20 protein-coding genes are annotated in these 16,752 nt (G+C 71.1%); all 20 read right to left on the bottom strand.

Annotation, left to right across the window (positions count from 1 at the left end):
* Window positions 1-2: 2 nt before the first annotated feature.
* A complete protein-coding gene (locus AB0K51_RS09520) occupies window positions 3-626 on the bottom strand; it encodes a hypothetical protein (RefSeq protein ID WP_363452370.1) in 624 nt (207 codons plus the stop codon).
* A gap of 278 nt (window positions 627-904) precedes the next feature.
* Complete coding sequence (locus AB0K51_RS09515) at window positions 905-1,357, bottom strand: hypothetical protein (RefSeq protein WP_363452368.1); 453 nt, start codon at window positions 1,355-1,357, stop codon at window positions 905-907.
* Between the two features lie 5 nt (window positions 1,358-1,362).
* On the bottom strand, window positions 1,363-2,841 hold the full coding sequence (locus AB0K51_RS09510; RefSeq protein WP_363452366.1) for a DNA cytosine methyltransferase: 1,479 nt from the start codon (window positions 2,839-2,841) through the stop codon (window positions 1,363-1,365).
* 53 nt (window positions 2,842-2,894) lie between these two features.
* Window positions 2,895-3,218, bottom strand: coding sequence for a hypothetical protein (locus tag AB0K51_RS09505; protein ID WP_363452364.1), 324 nt, complete (start codon window positions 3,216-3,218; stop codon window positions 2,895-2,897).
* Window positions 3,219-3,270: 52 nt separating this feature from the next.
* A complete protein-coding gene (locus AB0K51_RS09500; protein ID WP_363452362.1) occupies window positions 3,271-3,405 on the bottom strand; it encodes a hypothetical protein in 135 nt (44 codons plus the stop codon).
* On the bottom strand, window positions 3,402-4,070 hold the full coding sequence (locus AB0K51_RS09495) for a hypothetical protein (protein ID WP_363452360.1): 669 nt from the start codon (window positions 4,068-4,070) through the stop codon (window positions 3,402-3,404). Before AB0K51_RS09495 ends, AB0K51_RS09500 begins: the two co-directional genes overlap by 4 nt.
* A gap of 48 nt (window positions 4,071-4,118) precedes the next feature.
* Window positions 4,119-4,781: a hypothetical protein gene (locus tag AB0K51_RS09490; RefSeq protein ID WP_363452358.1), complete on the bottom strand. Its 663-nt coding sequence runs from the start codon at window positions 4,779-4,781 to the stop codon at window positions 4,119-4,121.
* 72 nt (window positions 4,782-4,853) lie between these two features.
* On the bottom strand, window positions 4,854-5,135 hold the full coding sequence (locus AB0K51_RS09485; protein ID WP_363452356.1) for a hypothetical protein: 282 nt from the start codon (window positions 5,133-5,135) through the stop codon (window positions 4,854-4,856).
* Between the two features lie 84 nt (window positions 5,136-5,219).
* Window positions 5,220-6,245, bottom strand: a complete 1,026-nt coding sequence (locus tag AB0K51_RS09480; RefSeq protein ID WP_363452354.1) for a helix-turn-helix domain-containing protein — start codon at window positions 6,243-6,245, stop codon at window positions 5,220-5,222.
* Window positions 6,246-6,317: 72 nt separating this feature from the next.
* Window positions 6,318-7,454, bottom strand: coding sequence for a PD-(D/E)XK nuclease family protein (locus AB0K51_RS09475; protein WP_363452352.1), 1,137 nt, complete (start codon window positions 7,452-7,454; stop codon window positions 6,318-6,320).
* Window positions 7,451-8,542 carry an AAA family ATPase gene (locus AB0K51_RS09470; RefSeq protein WP_363452350.1) on the bottom strand — a complete coding sequence of 364 codons (1,092 nt, stop codon included), beginning with the start codon at window positions 8,540-8,542 and terminating at the stop codon, window positions 7,451-7,453. Before AB0K51_RS09470 ends, AB0K51_RS09475 begins: the two co-directional genes overlap by 4 nt.
* A 25-nt stretch (window positions 8,543-8,567) precedes the next feature.
* Window positions 8,568-8,915 (bottom strand): hypothetical protein, encoded by a 348-nt coding sequence (locus tag AB0K51_RS09465; protein ID WP_363452348.1) that lies wholly within the window; start codon window positions 8,913-8,915, stop codon window positions 8,568-8,570.
* A gap of 280 nt (window positions 8,916-9,195) precedes the next feature.
* Window positions 9,196-9,762 (bottom strand): hypothetical protein, encoded by a 567-nt coding sequence (locus tag AB0K51_RS09460; protein ID WP_363452346.1) that lies wholly within the window; start codon window positions 9,760-9,762, stop codon window positions 9,196-9,198.
* 151 nt (window positions 9,763-9,913) lie between these two features.
* Entirely contained in the window at window positions 9,914-10,171 is a 258-nt protein-coding gene (locus AB0K51_RS09455; RefSeq protein ID WP_363452344.1) for a hypothetical protein, read from the bottom strand.
* 130 nt (window positions 10,172-10,301) lie between these two features.
* Window positions 10,302-11,096 (bottom strand): peptidoglycan-binding domain-containing protein, encoded by a 795-nt coding sequence (locus tag AB0K51_RS09450; protein ID WP_363452342.1) that lies wholly within the window; start codon window positions 11,094-11,096, stop codon window positions 10,302-10,304.
* 56 nt (window positions 11,097-11,152) lie between these two features.
* Window positions 11,153-11,512 carry a hypothetical protein gene (locus tag AB0K51_RS09445; RefSeq protein ID WP_363452340.1) on the bottom strand — a complete coding sequence of 120 codons (360 nt, stop codon included), beginning with the start codon at window positions 11,510-11,512 and terminating at the stop codon, window positions 11,153-11,155.
* Window positions 11,513-11,618: 106 nt separating this feature from the next.
* Window positions 11,619-11,954, bottom strand: a complete 336-nt coding sequence (locus AB0K51_RS09440) for a hypothetical protein (RefSeq protein WP_363452338.1) — start codon at window positions 11,952-11,954, stop codon at window positions 11,619-11,621.
* Between the two features lie 21 nt (window positions 11,955-11,975).
* Window positions 11,976-14,711, bottom strand: coding sequence for a hypothetical protein (locus AB0K51_RS09435; RefSeq protein WP_363452336.1), 2,736 nt, complete (start codon window positions 14,709-14,711; stop codon window positions 11,976-11,978).
* A 2-nt stretch (window positions 14,712-14,713) separates the two neighbouring features.
* Window positions 14,714-15,805: a hypothetical protein gene (locus AB0K51_RS09430; RefSeq protein WP_363452334.1), complete on the bottom strand. Its 1,092-nt coding sequence runs from the start codon at window positions 15,803-15,805 to the stop codon at window positions 14,714-14,716.
* Window positions 15,805-16,737, bottom strand: coding sequence for a hypothetical protein (locus tag AB0K51_RS09425; protein ID WP_363452332.1), 933 nt, complete (start codon window positions 16,735-16,737; stop codon window positions 15,805-15,807). The genes AB0K51_RS09430 and AB0K51_RS09425 overlap by 1 nt, the downstream gene beginning before the upstream one ends.
* Window positions 16,738-16,752: the final 15 nt, after the last annotated feature.

Here is a 16,752-nt window from a genome sequence, read left to right as displayed (position 1 = left end):
TGTCAGCGGGCGGGCGAGGAACCGAGGGCCTGGCGGATGTGGTCGGGCAGGCAGATGGCGAGCAGGCCCGTGTCGGGCTCGGGGCGGGTGAGCCAGCCCGCGAAGCGCATGACTCGCTCGTAGCCGCTGGGGCCGCCCGCGAAGCCGGTCCGTTCGGCGTGCTGGCTGTCGCGGGCGATGAACAGCCAGCCAGGCAGCTCGGGTCCGGCGGGGACGACCTGGAAGCCGTCTCCGCGTGGCGTCTCGATCGGGGGCAGGCCGGCAGCAGCGAGAATGGCGACGGCGGCCTGAACGTCGGGGTGGTCCGCGTCCTCGGGGGCGCAGCCCGCAGTCGGGCGGATGCGCGGGGCACCGGGCTCGGGGTGGGCGGCAGCGCGGATCGCTTCCACTCGGGCGGCGTCCTCGTCCCGGTGGAGGAGCCGGAAGGAGGCAGCGGCGATGAGGGCCAGGGCGTAGCCGTCGGCGAAGGCGAGGCGGACGTACGTCTCGGCGGGCATGGTGGGGTGGTACTGCTGGCGGTGCCGGTCGAGCGCCTGGCGGACCGTGCGGTAGCTGATGGCGACGGCTTCGGCGGGCAGGTCTAGCTGTTCGGCGAGGCGCTGGACGGCGCTTGCGCGGGCGGTCACGGTTTCTCCTTCGCTCATGGGTCCGCCCCGGCTGGTTGGCCGGGGCGGAGGGGTTGGTGGGGTGCGCCCCCGGCTGGCCGGGGGCGCTTGGGGTCAGCGGCGGGGGCGGCGGCCGCCGCAGCCGGCGTGGCCGCAGCCGCCGCAGAATCCGCCTCGGTTGCACTCGCACGGGCAGGCAGTCATTTGATTTCCCCTCTCGTCGCATTCGGGGTTTCCCGAATTCCTTACTTATATCTTAGTCGCAATTACCACCTGATCAAGAAATGGACGGAATTGATTTACCGATTTCCTTGCATTTCCCGGCTTTCTTTCTCCGCTGCTTCGAGAGCCAGGCGGCGGCGGCGTTCCCGCTGGTAGACACGCTGCGCCTCGCGGCAGGCATCGCAAGCCCGTCCATCCCCGTGGCGCGAGTGGGCACGGGCACCGGCAGGCGTGCCGCAGGAAGCCCTGAGGGGCGGCTCGTCGGAATCGGGGCCGATCCCGTAGGCGGAGGCGACGGGCACGCCGTCGATCCACAGGTGACCGCCGCACACCCCGTCCAGCCCGCTCCGGCTGGGCTTGACCCGGACCACGCAGTCGACGCGGAACGGGCAGCCCTGGCACAGGCGCAGGAGTTCGTGGGCCCGAGCGAGCAGGACGAAGCGGCTGGAGTCGGGGCCCTCGGCGGGCGCGAAGCGCAGATCGCCGAAGCAGGGGGCGTCCCTCATCCAGCCGTTTCCGGCGGCGGTCACGGAGGTCAGCTCAGGACCTCCATCAACCGGCGGCCCAGGAACGCGGCCGCGTTGACGCTGACCGCGTTCCCGGCCTGCTTGGTGCGCTCCCCCTTGGTGCCCTTGACGATGTACTCGGCGGGGAACCGCTGCGCGGCAAGCTGCTCGCCGGGCTGCAACATGCGGAAGTGGCAGTCGTCCACCATCTCGGCGAGGGAGGCAAGCCCGGCGGAGTCACGGGTGGAGAGGGTGTGGACCGGCTCGGCGGCGGTCCGGACGGCCGCGCGCCGATAGGGGATGACCAGCGTGGAGCTGGCGCGGCGCTGGGCGACATACCGCGCCGCACCCGGGACGGTCAGCCCGTGGTGCCGGGCGGTGGCGAGCGCGGACAGCGGGACGCCGAGGGACCGCGCGGAGCCGTTGCGGCGCATGTCCACGATGAACGGCGGCGTCACCAGGGCCTCGGTGTCCCGGGTCATCCGGGTGCGCATCGGGTCCTGGGTGCTCTCCGGGGAGTCGGCCCAGGTGCCACCCACGGGGACGAGCAGGCCCTCGCCCTGCTTGGCGCAGCGCACCGGCACGGGGGCTTCGTCAGCGGCCATCGCCCTTCCGTCGTGGCCGGCGTGGTTGAGGGTCAGCACCGAGGCACGGTCGGGGAACAGCTCCAGGCCGCGGCGGATGCGCTCGATGGTCTTGGCGGCGAGCGGCCGGGGCCGGTCGCCGATGCGCTGCCCGAGGTTCGACCAGTCGATGATGTCGGCGGCCGGGCGGACGTACGGCTCGACCACCGCGTGTCGGCACTGGGTACGCGGGCAGCGGAAGTCGTACTGGACTCGGTACTTGCCGACCTTCCGGCCGTTGCGCCAGCTCTGGACGGCGTCCACGTCCATGCCGCAGTCGGCGCAGTAGGCGCGGGGCGTGATCCGCAGGTCCGGCAGCGGGATGCCCTTGCGGGTGAAGACCACGTAGATCCGGTCGCGCCACTGCGGGGCCGGCAGGTTGTCCGGGCCGCCGAGATGAGCCGAACTCGCCGACACGATCTGGTGGTTGTAGCCGAGCAGCGTCATACCGGACAGCCACCAGTCGAACAGGGGCCAGTCGGTGACGAACTCGACCACGTTCTCGACCATGACCGCGTCGTAGCGGTGGACTTCGACGGCACGGATCACGTCGGTGGCGGTGACCCGGGTCCGGACGAACGCCTCGGCGTCGACCGGGCCGTCTTCGAGCAGGGAAAGCTGGTTCTCAGGGATGCGGCGGCGGCCGCCGGCGGGCGATATCTCGGTGCAGATCGGGGAGGCCCAGAGCACGCGGGTGCGCGGCAGGCGCCGCATGTCGAGGCCGCTGGTGTCGGCAAGGAGGTGATCGGCGAGGCGGTGGTTCGACGCATGGGTCTCCAGGGCCGTTCTCCAATGATTGACGGCCAGGACGAGTTCGAACCCGGCTTCCACCAGGCCGGTGCTGGACCCGCCTGCTCCGCAGAACAGATCGGTGAAGGTGAGCATGTGGCTTCCAAGAGGGGTGGGCTGGCCCGCCGGTGCGGCGGGCCAGCGGGCGGTCAGCGCAGGGACGGGCAGCCGTCGACGCGCGCGAGGAGGACGAGCTGGTGATGCAGGTCGGGGCTTCCGGCCTGCCGCAACCGCTCGACGTTGGCCGCGAGGTCGTCGCGCACGGCCGGGTGCGGGAAGGCGCAGGGGCAGAGGGCGGGGCCGGGTGCAGGCCGGTCCTGCCGGATGGCGCTGGCGAGCGCCTGCTGCGCGGCCTGCATGTGGCGGACCAGGGGCGTGGCCGCCGGGCGGACGGCGGGGCGGCGACGGACGGGACGTTCGCGGGGTACCGGCGGCCGGACCAACTGGAAGGCCCAGTCAGGGGTTTCGGTCATGGATGTCTCCGGGGGTGGTCCCGGCCAGCCGGGCGGCTGGCCGGGATGCGGGTCAGGGGCGGCGGGTTCGGCGATGGATGCCGACGGGCTGGAAGGTCCTGCTCTCCCATGCGAGTTGCTCGATTCCGGCGACGACGATCAGGCCGAGTTCGACCAGGCCGACGGCGAGTAAGGCGAGAGAGATCACGGGGTCTCCCCCGGGGCGGCGAGCGAGAGCGGGCACAGCTCGGCCAGGTCGGTCCAGACGTGCATGACCGTCCCCTCCCGGCCCCACATGGTCCGGGGCCAGTCGGAGCAGGGGTGGGTCCACAGCCGCCGCCAGCCCTCGCGGGTCAGGCTCTCCTCGTGGCCCTGGTAGGCGACGAGGGCGGTCGCGAGGTCGGCGTACTCGCCGGCGTGCTCGACCGGCCCGAAGCGGGCGTCGGTGGCGTGGCTGTAGTGGATCGCCACCGGGTGCCCGCCTGGCGGCAGTTCTCCCAGGCCCCACGCCGCGATGTGCTTGTCCAGCGCGACGAGCAGCGGGGAGAGGATGGCGTTGGCCGACCGGTCGAGGCCGCTGGGCGTCGAGTCGTAGACGAGGACCGTGGCGTCCTCGCTCTTCGGCTTGTGCTCGACCACCCAGCAGCGGACGCGGCCAGGGTGCAGCGGGAGTCCGTTGCCCGTGGTGATCGTCAGGCGGGTGCCGTCGGGCAGTGCGGCAGTGATGGTGCGCGCGGCGGCCTTGGCGGCGTTCTTGATGTCCACGACGTAGCCGCGGGCGCGCAGCGGGGTGATCAGCCGCACGTAGTGCTGGTGCACGAGTAGCCAGGTCGGGTCGGCGTCCCGACCGGCAGGGATGGGTGCGAGGTTCATGAGGTCTCCAAGAGGAGCGCCGGGCCGCGCCTGCGGCCCGGCGCGGGGTCAGACGGCGGCGATCCGAAGGACGGTGACGTCCGGGCCGAGCGCCCAGACGGAGAGGGCAAGGGCGGGCGGCTCCGAGTCCGGGGCGGGGTCCGGGTCGGAGGGCTCCGGCCAGCTCGGCGCGTAGATGCGCGTCCACAGCTCGGTGGCCAGCGCCTCGGCGCAGGTCTCGTAGACGGAGAGAGCTTCGGCGCGCGACCCGGCCGGGTAGTGGTCCGTGGTGGCTCCGGCCGCGCGGTAGGCCGTGCTGACGATCTGGTAGGAGCGGCCCTCCGGGGGTGCAACTCGCAGGACCCTGCGGACCCGGCCGAGCATCGGGCCGATCTCCGCGCCGTGGTGGCGCTGTGCGCCGTCCTCGGTGGAGTCGTACAGGACGGTGAGGCCGGGGCGGGTCTGGTCCTCGGCCACGCGGGTGACCACCCAGCTCTTGACCTGCCGGGGGTCGAGGGGCAGTCCGGCGACGGAACCGATGTGCAGTTCGGTGCCGTCGCCGACGATGGCGCGGATGATGCGGACGCCGAAGCTGAGCTGGATGTCGGTGGTCCATCCGAACTGGCGCAGCGGGGTGATCACGTGGGCGTAGTTGGCGTAGTACGTCTGCCACGTCGGGTCGGTGATGTTGCCGTGGTCGGGCAGAGGGGCGAGCTTGAGCGGGTGTGACACGTGGGCTCCAAGAGGTGAGGGCACCGTTCACGAGAAACGGAGCCTGATTGCTTCGAGTCGTGTGACCTATCTCTAGAGCGAGAAGATCGTGAGGTCGGGAAGCACGATGACCGCCTGTAGCGTGAGTCGCAGGGGGGACCGGCTGCCCGGCGCGCCGGTGCAGATCGCCTCGGGGAGGCCGTGACGGGTCGAGAGCTGGACGTCGCCGCCCATGCCCACGCCGTACGCCATGCGGACGAGTTCGGCGGCCGCCCGCGGCAGCGAGAGCGGCTCGCCGACGAACGTGGGCTCACAACGGGAACAGCCGCAGCCCACGGCCGCGATCTGCACCAGGTACTTCCTGTCGAGGTTCACGCACTGCCTCCAGAGAGTGAGGGATTCCGACGAATCCGTTACTTATATCTTAGTCGCAAAGCGACCTGGGTCAATGGTTGTCGATCAAGGTCGCCCGCGTTCGCGCCGCTCCTGTGCGGCTCGCGCCGCGATCTCCCGCGCGGTGCTGAACGCAGTGGCCACCCTGTCGGGATCGGCGGCCCTGAGCTGGGCACGCTCCTCCTGGTCCTGGACGAAGGCCCGCACCCAGTCCTCCCGGTTCCGCCGGTCGGCCTCCGCCAGCTCCTTTCGCTGCGCGTCGCGCTGAGCCCGCGCATTCGTTCCGCAGCCCCGGCAGTTGGCGGCCGGACTCGCGTGCTTCGGGCAGCCGGAGGCTTGACCTTCGCCGGGGTGCGCAGCGGGCTCCCCCGCGGCGTCAGCCGTGGGGGTAGGGGGGAAAGGAAGGGAAGAGGAAGGAACAGGAAGAACAGGGGTTCCCGATCCGGAACCCCCGGGGTTCCCGTCTGGCGACCCCGGGGGTTCCGGATCGGAAACCCTGGAGGCCCTGACTTCAGGGTTCCCATTCGGCGACCCTGCTTGAGCAGGGTTTCCTTTCGGCAACCCTGCTCCCCCCTCGCTCCGACCCCACGGGCTGCCAGCGTCGGGGTTCCCCGCTGGCGACCCTGACGGCTCCCGGCGCGTCTTCGGCGCCTGCGCCGCCAGCCGCTCCACCCTCGCCTGGACGTCCGCGTGCGTCCGGGCGGGAACATCCGGCCTGCCCCTCGACGCCGGCACCCGCGCGAGCCTCCCGTTCTTCGGGGCACGCGCCTTGGCCGCACGAAGGGCCTCCAGCTCCTCCGTGGTGGGGATCGGCGGCACGCCGAGAGGGAAGACCCTGTACTCGGCGCGCTGCCCCGCCCGGCCGACCTTGACCCGCTCGACCAGGCCCCGGCCGATCAGGTCGGTGATGGTGCTCACCACGGTCTTATCGCTGACCATGGCCCACGCCATCAGCCGCGTGAGGCCGGGGTGCGAGATGCGAGTCTGGTCGTCCGCCGAGTCGGCGAGCTTCATCAGGACGAGCTTGTTGGTCTTCCCGCCCACCACCTCCTCTTCCAAGTAGCCTGCAACGAGAAGAAGTTGGATGCTCACGATTCCCCTTGAGTGGCATCCAGAGCAGCCCCGGGGCCCGCACCTCGCAGGCCCCGGGACGGTGCACTGGGGTCAGGTACGGGCCGGTTTGACGTTGATGGACCGGGCAGTCCTCTTGCCCGTAAGCCTCATCGGGACGGCGATGCCCTCCTGCTTGAGGAACGCGACCATCGTGTCCACGTCGGGCACCATTGGCACCGGCACGCTGGCGTCGTCGTAGAGGTCGACCATGGCCTCCTTGTCGGGCTCCTTGATCGGGTTCCCGCCGCTCCACGACAGGACGTTGGCCCCGTAGGTGTCGGCCTTGGTCTGGTCGAGCATGGCCCGCGCGAGCTTCTTCACCTTCTTGCCAGCGGTCTCCAGCTCGTGGCCGCGGACGTAGTCGGCCAGTGCCCGGACTCGGTCGTCGTCGTCCTTGACCAGGAGCGTCTGGACCGGGATACCCGGACCGGTCTGCCCCCAGCAGGCCGTGAGCCACGGGCAGAAGTCGCACGTTGCCGCAAGCCCGGGCCCGTCATGGTCGCGCGGCAGTTCTTCGGGATCGGTGACCTCGAGTACGCGCTCCACCCAGAACAGGGCCGCACTGGCCTCCAGGTCGTCATAGGCGAACTCCTGGACGTGCTCTTCGCCGTTGTCCCTGCACACGAACCGGAAGCGGATGCGCTGGACGTCGATAGGGCCGAGCCGAGCCAGCGCCTTCTGGCCCTGGACGTCCGCGAAGCCGTACTTGCGCAGGATCGCGGCGTAGAGGTAGACCTGCCGCAGCTCCGCCCTGGTAGCGCCGTACCGCAGCACCTGGTCCCACTTCCACGTGGACTTCGTCTTCACGTCCTCGACGGTGACGGCTTGGGCCGGGGCGCTGGGCCGCAGGGCCTTCGGCAGCCGGGCGGCCGTGGCCTCGTCCAGCTGGACAGCGTCGACGTGGCCCCGCACGCCGTCGCCGACCACCGTCCGCTCCACCTGCCAGCCGAACTCCTTGCGCGCGTCCTCCAGGAGGCCGGCGTGGATGTAGGTGCCCAGGATCGCGGCCTTCCCCTCGGGGAAGTTGGTGCGGGGGGTTCCGGTGACGATGTACGCCGCGCGGCGGGAGCAGACCGTGTCGGAGGCCCCCAGCTCGGTCTGCCGCGAGCGCGGTCGGCGCCGGTCGGCATTGTGGGCTGCCTGCCAGATGGAAGGGGTAGTGGATGCGCTGTCCGTCAGTGCGGTCATGCGGCCGCCTCCACACCAGATGCTGCCGCACGCTCCGCCGCCGCACGCAGCTTCTCCGCGTCGGTGGTCGGTGAACTGCCCATCTCGTTCTGCGGGTTGTCGATCTCAGCAACACGCTGCTCGATCGCGGCCCGCACCGTCAGTACCTCGTCGCGCGACAGCTGGACGTCCGGCTTGCCGACGGTCTTCCACATCTCCCCAAGCTGCGCTCGGTCGGAGACTCGGGTAACCCGCTCCAGCCACGGCTGGACGCGGTCCCCGGCCAGGGCGGGCATCACCCGGGGCTGGGAGTCCTGGGAGCAGCCGAGCAGGTTGAAGATCAGGTCTTCGATCGAGAAGTCAGGCAGCCGCAGCGGGCGCCTCTTCTCCACCCGGAGCCGCAGGGAGCGAACCTTGATGACCTGCGGGTCCTCGTCCCGGCGCATCCGGACCCAGACCGTGGAGTCGAAGCCGAGGTCCTTGTGGCCCTGGACCCGCCACTCGCTCTTGCCCCGGATCGGGGTGCCGTTGTCGTCAAGGGCGCTGATCTCCTTGCCCCTGGCCAGGACGATCGCGATGCCGGGCAGGGTGCGCAGCAGCCACATGATGCGCTGCCAGCGTTCGACCGAGTCGTTCCAGAGGTTCATGCCGATGTCGATCGCGGCGTCCGGGTCGGCCAAGAGCCGCTTCTTGTTCGCGTTGGCGCGCCGGGCCCGCTCGTGGGTCCAGTTGGTGAGCATCCGCCACAGCGCGGAACCGCTGTCGATGGTGAGGACGACCGGTGGCTCACCGGCGAGGGCAGCCCGCCGGGCTTCGGCATGCACCGCCTCGATCTGCTCCAGGATGTCCCGGTAGGTGCCGTCGTGCTCGATGATCAGGTAGCGGGTGTCGGGGATGGCGGCGTACTCGTCGGCCGACCCCTCGTCCAGGTCGATCCAGTACATCTGGCCGATCTTCTCGGACGCGCTGAATTCGGCGGCCGACCAGGTCTTGCCCGCCCCCTCCTCGCCCTCGATGAGGACGAGAGGCCACGGGACGATGCCGGTTGGGCGTCGGGTCTTGAGCTTCGGGCCGGACGGTGCCGGCGTCTTGGGCGCGGGTGCGCTCACGGTGGGTCTCCAAGATGTGTGTGGTTCAGGCTGCGCGCAGGGCGCGGACCTCGAACACGGAGATCCACTCCGGGTGCCGGTCTATGAGGAGCCGGACGTACCGGGAGCGGAAGTTGTTGTTGAGGCGGAAGGCATCGCCACGGGTGTGCAGCCCGTAGCGCCAGCGCAGGATCTCGAAGAGCATCCCGATGCCGACGTGGGGAAATCCCCTGGTCAGGCAGTCGGCCGTCAGCTCCTCCAGGGCGTCGAGCACCCAGGGGTTGAGCTGGTGGAACGCCTCGAACTGCTGCTGGATCGTCGCGCCGGGATTCCCGTCGGGCTCGTGGATCTCTTCGATCCACAGCCCCGGGATCTCGTCCTGGCTGACTTTCACGCATCCACCCCCATCGACTCGGTTTTCAGTCGTGTGACCTATCTTGGGGGTGGAGTGCGCTAGAGATCAATCCCAATCAGCAGTCGACGTCCGGACGGTGCACCTTGCCGCAGTGGTGCGACTCGACCGGCAGCTTCTCCCAGCGATCCACGGCGAGGATCGCACGGTCCCCCTCGATCCTGTACTCCATCATGCGCAGAGCCTCCTCGACTCGGATACAAACCCCCCTGTGGGGTTGCTTATATCTTAGTCGCAGATGGCCCCTAGGTACACTAATGTCCTATTTTGACGCCATGCGGCCGCGCGGAAGAACCACCGCACCCGGGCCGTCGTAGCGCCCCTCCCGCAGCGCACGGACGACCTCCTCGTCCGGCACCCACGGCAGGCTCCGAGCAGTCTCCCGCAACCGGGCCAACGCCTCTTCGCCCAGCACCGTGTCCAGCAGCCACAGCCCCCCCGATCCACCGAGCTGCCAGTCCGCCGGTGGGAACCGTCCGCTGTCGATCGCCGTCACCAGCGTCGGCTGCGACGGCAGGCGGAACACCTCCACGAGCTCCTGCTGGCCGACGATCGGCGGCAGCTCGGCCTTCGCAGCCGGCGTCCACCCAGGCCCCTGGGACTCCCGCAACCGCGCCAGCACCTCTTCGTCCAGCGCCTTGCCGCGCCCCTGCTTGCCGAACTCGACGGCGACGCCCAGCGGCCAGTACATCTGCCCGGAGATCACTACCGCGGTCTCCCGGTCGAGCGCGCCGCGGCTGATCCACTGGCGCGGCATCTGCTTCTCCACCCCGTACAGCGCAGCGAACTCCTGCGTGCCGACCAGGTACGGCTTCCCGCGACCCACCACCGTCGTCCCTCCGCGTTGTTGGCGAGGAGGCCACTCTAGGCGTCTTACCGGCCCGGGCCCGCTGCTATCGTGATCGACGGGTTTCCAAGAGCCCTGAGGCCCCCGTCCTGTGCAGGGACGGGGGCCTCACTTGTTCAGGCGCTGACCGGGATCAGCGGGTATCGGGCAGCTGCGCCTTGCCGGTGTCGTACTTCGGCGGCCGCGCGTAGCCGAGGAGCCAGCCGAACTTAGAGCTCAGGTGCTCCTCGGCCACGCGGAACACCGCGAAGTAGACGAAGCCGACGACCGCGGTCAGCAGGCCGGACAGTGCCGCCGGATCGAGGCCGAGGCCGTACTTGGCGGCGAGCGCGACGAGCCAGCCAGCGAGGGCCGGCACGCCCGTCCGGATGAGGGACACGAACAGGTTCACGGGCAGTCCTTGCTACGGGGTGGGGGGTTGATGGTCGACGCTGGCTTCGGCCAGACGCCGTAGGGCGGTTTCCACGAGGCGTCGGATCAGGCGCATCGCGAACTCCCTTCACTCGACGGGCGGCCGGGGCTCAGGTGACGGGCGCGGTCCAGGCCGCCGCCCACGTCACGGGGCCGATCACGCCGTCCACCTGGAGACCCTTCTCCTGCTGGAAGGCGCGGGCGATCCGCTCGGACTGCGGCCCGAACTGGCCGTCGACGCTGATCGCCCAACCGCGCTGGGCCATCTGCTGCTGCCAGGTCCGCACGTCCGACCCGGAGCTGCCGTTGCGCAGGTAGCGGCCGGGCCAGGCCGGGGCCCAGCCCGCAGCCGGGGGCGGCGTCACCGGCGCCGGGGCCGTCGAGGTGCCGTCGGGGCGCGGCGCGCCGGCCTGCACCCACCGGTACAGCGGCTCCCCCGGGCAGTCGGTGGCGTACCCGTCCCGGTGGCCCTTGATCTCGCTGCCCGCGCCTCCGGCGGAGCGCAGCCACTCGATCGCGTCGCGCAGGCCGCCGAGCTGCGCGGTGGTCGGCGCGGTCAGGCCCTCGTCGCCGAGCATCGCGCACACCGAGTAGTGCGCGCTGTTGAGTCCCGGCCCGTTGGCCGCCTGAAGGTGCCCCGGCCCGCGCCCCTCGAACACGAAGCCGTGCGGGCACACGACCGCGCTGTACGCGAGATCGATGTACTTCTCCTGTGTATTGGCCTGGTGTGACGCCTGGAGGTCGCGCATCCGGGCGGCGCACCGGCCGTGCTGGTCGGGGTCCGCGAGGGTGGAGGGCACGGCCGTGCCCTCGTAGTGGATCTTGACTCCCTGGGTGCCGGAGATCTGGGTGAACTGGGCCTTCGGAGGGCGAGCGCCCCACTGGTCCCGGGTGATGAGCTGCATGGCGTGCGCACTGTTCTCCCCCGCGCCTGCCTGGGTACTGCTGGCCCGCGAACGGGCTACGTGCTCCTCCCCTGTGCCAGGAGCCAGAGTTGGAGGATCGCGACGACGACCGGCGCGACGAACGCCCCGATCAGCCACCGACGGCTGACGGCCGCCGCCGTTTCAGCGTCCTCCCGGGCCTGGCGCTCACTGGCGATGTCGCGCTCGACCATGTCGATGCGCTGCGCCATGAGCCGCTGGTCTGCGAGATACACGTCCTTGGACACCGACTGCTCCAGCCTGATCGTGAGTGCCCGGAGGTCACCACGAAGATCCTCCCGAAGACCGGCGATCGAATCGCGCTGGTCCTCGCGGAGCTGTGTCAGGGATCGCTGGAGTTCCCACAGGGTGGGCTCGGCGGTCGGCGGGACGCTCACGGACTGCTCCTGAACTGCGCCCCCGCGCCGCAGCCCATCCTACGGGCACTCAGGGACGACACGAGATGTAAGTCACCGTTGACCCGCTTCATGCCGTCGCCCCGGGTCAGCCAGTCCAGCCGCACAACGGGTTCCAGAGGCGGCGGACCGCATCGAGGATCAGGTCGTCGCCGATGGCGGCCTGCACGTCGGTGCCGGTGGCGGTGCTGGCGGCGGCGCGAATCTCGGGGTCTCCGGCGGCGGCCGGTCCGTAGCCTGGGTCGCCTCCGACCTGGGGGCCGAGGGAGCGGACGGCCAGCTGAATCCGCATCGGCTGGCCGGGAGTTGAGGGGTCTTCGCCGAGGACGTCGCGGGCGACGCGACGGACGGCGGCCTGCACGCGGGCGGCGAAGTCGGCGTCCCCGCCAAGGCGGTGCTCGGCGATAAGGGGGAGGTCGGCCATGGATCTTCCCTTCCGGGTTGGCTACTTGGTGTAGGTGAGGCGCAGCAGCGGCGGGTTGGCCATGCCGGCTCCGTTGAACCGGCCGTAGCACGTGAGGTCGTTCGAGTTGGGGTCGAGGGCGATGCCGCGGCCCCAAGTCGGGAAGATCGAGCTGATGTCGACCCAGCGACCCTGGTTGGGGGGCCAACCGTTCTGCCACAGGGTGTCGCCGTCGGCGGAGAACGAGCCGGGTCGGGCGGTCCAGCCGTGGACGCGGATAGCCGCGTTGCCACCCGAGTTGTAGTACCAGTGCGTCGGGTACAGGTAGACCTCGGCCCTGTTGAGGGTCGCGCCGTTGAGGTCGCTGCCGATGGCGTTGCTATCGAATCCGACCAGGGACGCCTGGATGCCCCACCCGGCATCGGGGTAGTTCCCTTGCAGCATCTCGTTGTTGTAATACGAGTTGAAGGCGCTGCGGGTCTTGTAGGTGCCGGACCAGGTGGCCTGGTAGATGGTGGAGTAGGTGACGAGCGGCGGCGGGGCGGACGCGCCGCCGGTGTTCCACACCCCGGACGCGGGCTTCTCCGCGCCGATGTCCTCCACTACCGCGATCGTGGGCTGGTTGGCGTCGTGGTGCAGGACCGCACCCGAGGGCGCGCCGACCTGGGCGATGGTGAACAGCAGCCGGTTGAGTCCAACGGCGAGGCCCCGGCCGACGGCGGCGGAGGCCCGCACCGGCACCTGGAAGCCGTGCCCGACGGGAGAGGCGGCGGGGCTGGCATGGGAACGCAGCATCGGCGAGGAGACCAGCGGCGCACCGGCGCCGCCGTTGCGGACAGCGGTGACGACGGACCCGCCGGTCGCGGACGCCCACAGGATCGGGTCCCAAGTGATGCGGTAGTGCCGACCGGCCTCAGCGACGAACGGCAGCTCGTAGATACCGATCTCGACGCCGCCGCTGGTGGAGACGTCCTTCGCACCGGACGCCCAGGCGACGACGCCGCGCGGACGCCGGTCGAGGATGCGGTCCAGGCCCTCGCCGGCCACGCTCAGCCCAGCGACGGAGACCTGCTGGAAACCCGCGTCGCCGCGCTCGCTGATCGAGGCGACGCGGCTGGTGCCGTCCGAGATGGACAGGTACGTCGGCTGCCCGGTGACCAGGCTGACCGCCTCCTGACCGTCGTTGTCGAACAGCCGCAGGCCCTCCGGGGACAGTTCGGCGCGCTGGCCGGTGCCGGGGGTGGACAGGATCGGCCTGATCTCGGCGTTGTCGAAGGACAGCGCGCCGGCGAGAGCCTGGTACGCCTGCACCCACACCGTGGCGCGGACGGCCTGGGCGGGGGCAGTGCACTTGCTGGCGTAGCGGGTCCACGGCGAGGACGGGCCCGGGGTGGCGGTCGGGCCCTCGTACTTGAGGACCGCCCCCTTCGAGTCCTCCCACCGGCAGAAGAACTTGGCCTGCTGCCCGGCAGGCCACGCCGCGTCGGTCTTCATGTCGACGGCCAGCCACAGCCGCTCCCCCGGCACGACCGGCACGGTGGTCAGCTGCTTGGCGAAGCTGGTGGCTACCGTCGTCCCGGCGGGCACGGTCAGCGTCAGCGCCCAGCCGGAGTTGTTGCCGGGTGCGGTGCGGTCCCAGCCCCCGCCTACGAGCGCGGCGGCCTGCGGGCCCTCGAACGACGGGTCGGGGATCAGGTTGTTGCCGGTGCCGGTGTTCAACTGGGCCGGGCCGACAGAGCCGACGGCGAGGGCGTTGGTCGTGATCGCTCCGGCGGCAAGCTGCGCCGCCGTGATCGAATTCGCGGCGAGCCGGTCGCCGGTGATGGACAGGGCCTTGATCTCGCGCGCGGTCACCGCGTCTGCGGCGAGCTTCCCGGCCGTGATCGCATCCGTTGCGATCTTCCCGGCGCTGACGGAGTTGGCGGCCAGCGCCGTGGCGGTGACCGCCCCCGCCGCGATCTGGCTCGCCGTGACGGCCCCGGCCGCGAGCTTCGTGGTGCTCACCGAGCCTGCGGCGAGTTCCGCTGCCGTCACCGCGCCGGCGGCGATCTCGCGGGAGGTGATCGAGTCGGCGGCGATAGCGGGCCCGGTGACCGCGCCCGGGGCGAGGGCGGCGGCTTGGACGGCTGCCGCTCCGAGCTTGCTGGCGATGATGGCAGCGTCGGCGATGGCGTTGGCGTCGATCGCGCCGACGGCGACCTTCGCGGCGGTCACCGCGTCGTCGGCGAGGGCGAGTTCGGTGACGATCCCGGCCAGGACCTCGTCCGCGACGACCTTGGCCGGGGCCGCGCTCGCCGGGCCCGACGGCTCGGACGGCTTGCCGGAACTGGAGCGGGCCACCAGGAGCACCGTGACCGGCACCGTCGTGGGCACCAGGACGCTGCCGCCCTGCGGGGACTCGATGGTGCCGGCCAGCGTTTCGGGGCCGGGCGTGAAGTCGGTCCCCGTCGTGGAGGCGTGGACCTCGACCCGGGTGAAGTCCAGCGGCGTCGGCTCGCCACCATCGAACTGTCCGTCCCAGGACGCACGGACACCGCCGAGTACGCCGGCGGCCGTCGGGGTGGTCGGGGTCGGCGGCGGCGGCCCGTTGACGACGTTGACTGCGGTGGTGCCGTCGGGCTGCTGCCCGATGATGGCGCGCAGCTTCCCGTCGGCGGTGACGGTCAGCGCGCCGTCGTCCACGGAGGAGTAGGCGAGCGGGGACGCGCGGGACAGCTCGGGCAGAGCTGCTTCCAGGGCGGCGATGCGCCGCGCGAGTTCGTCCAGGGCGTTGGGCACGGTCAGGCTCCGGTGGTGTAGGCGCGGGCGAGGCGCAGGGTGGCGGTCTCGGGCTGCTCCCCCTCCGGGGGGTGCAGGGTCCAGCCGGTGATGCGCGCCCAGCCCTCGTAGTCCGCCCATTGGTCGTGGATGGAGAGCCGCACGTCGTCCCCGACCTGCCACGAGCCGATCGGCGCGGCCGGGTGGTCGTAGACGGTGATCTCCTCGACCAGCGCGGGCTGCTGGCGGCGGGCCCGCTCGGTGCGGGCCAGGGCGGCGAGGGTCGGCATGCTGGTGACGGACGGCCGGTCGAGAACGCTCTCCAGGCGGAGCCGACCGTTGCGCACCGCGTCCACGGTTCGGATCTTCACCGAGCCGGTGCCCGCGCCGAGGGCGATGACGACCTGCGCGTACTCGTCGGCGCTGGAGGTGATCTTCGGCTTCTCAGCAACGTTGATGCCGGTGGCGATCCACAGGTCGTCGCGGCGGGTGCCGAGCCTGGGCCAGTTCAGGGCGATGGTCCGGGTCGGCTGCTCCCCGTCCCAGGCGACGGTCTCCGTCCACTCCGGGCCGTTGTCGATCGTCGTGGCGTCGCGGATCACGCTCGACAGCGCGGTGGCCTCCCACGAGTTGACGGTGTAGGGCTGCTCAGCGGTGCCCAGGCGGGCCGGGCAGCCGCCGGACAGCACCTTGACGCGCACGCCGAGGTCGCCGTCCGGCTGCTCCTGGAGGTACGCCCACGTGTCCGCGATGACCTGGCACGGGTCGACCCCGGTGTACGGGCCGCGCCCGCCCAGGTTGTCGTGCAGGGCGTACCGCCGGGTCGGGTACGACCCGAACCCGGCTGCCTCGATCGGGAGTTCGTCGTCCTGCGGCTCGGCCGACCAGATCAGGCCGCCCCACATCAGCTTCCGGTTGCGCTCCGCCCACAGCAGCACCGACCCGGCGTCCGCCTGGGCTGGCGCAAGGTGAGCGAACCGCGGGGCCAGGGTGCCGCTCATCCGCCCCGGCCCGTTGAGCTCCGGCCCGAACGCGACACCCGACAGCGGCAGGTCGTGGGCCAGGACCTCGCCGGTCAGCGCGTGCGTCGTGAAGTACCGGTAGACCGCCGCCATCAGTACGTGCCTTCTACGAACTCGACGTCGAAGACCACCGCGGTGGAACTGTTGACGTTCGCGCCGCCCTGCACGTTGTTGTAGCGGCCGCCCTGGAGGCGCAACTCCTGCCGCTTGCCTCGGAAGTCCGGGGAAAGGGCAGGACTGTCGGCGACCACGGCCGTGATCCGCGAGGCCCACGTGATGGTGTCCGTGTCGACCGGGTACTCGTTGCTGATCCACGACGCCCCCCACCTGAGACGCAGGCCGAAGAAGGTCTCGCCGCTGACCTGGGCGCCGGTCAGGGTCGCGACCAGGTTGGCCCGCGTCGCCCAGGCAGGCACGTCGGTCTGCACCACGGCGTTCGGCGGCCAGTTGTCCTGCCACACGCCGGACTGCTCGGGCAGCGCGCTGTAGGGGAACCCGATGATGGTGTTCAGCTGCCGGTCACGGCGGGGGTTGGCGATTTTCCGCAGGTCGGTGATCATCGCCGCCGTGACGGTGGCGCAGTTCGGCGGCTGGGTGATCCGCGCGAGCGGGATCGCGCTCATGCCCGCCGGCGGCGCGACCGTGGTGGCCGAGACGCCGGGGATGACGTGGAAGTACCCGATGTCGTCGCGGGCCGGGTCGCGGCTGCCCTCGAACTCCGGGTCTTCGACCCTCAGGCACAGCAAGTCGGTGCGGCCGGTGCCGCCCGTCGGGGCGATCGGCACGACCTGGTCGCCGGAGTTGGCCTGGGTGTAGGAACCCTGTCCCCAGGTCGCTCCAGCGACGACGGCCGAGCCGGTGCCGACGCGGACCCCCGGGCCGGGGGTGGTCGTCGGGGAGACCCGAAGGTCGCCGCCCTCGGTGATGCCCTGGGAGCCGTGGGACAGATCCCGGATCATCATCCGCATGCTGCGGGCCGGGTGGGTGCCGCCGGTGACCATCAGCGGCGGCTGGATGAGCGTCATGGTGTTCTCCGGTGG

Source organism: Kitasatospora sp. NPDC049285, from assembly GCF_040678815.1.
Taxonomy (GTDB): domain Bacteria; phylum Actinomycetota; class Actinomycetes; order Streptomycetales; family Streptomycetaceae; genus Kitasatospora.
The sequence above is the reverse complement of the archived record's forward strand: the minus strand, read 5'-3'. Positions and strand labels throughout refer to the sequence as shown.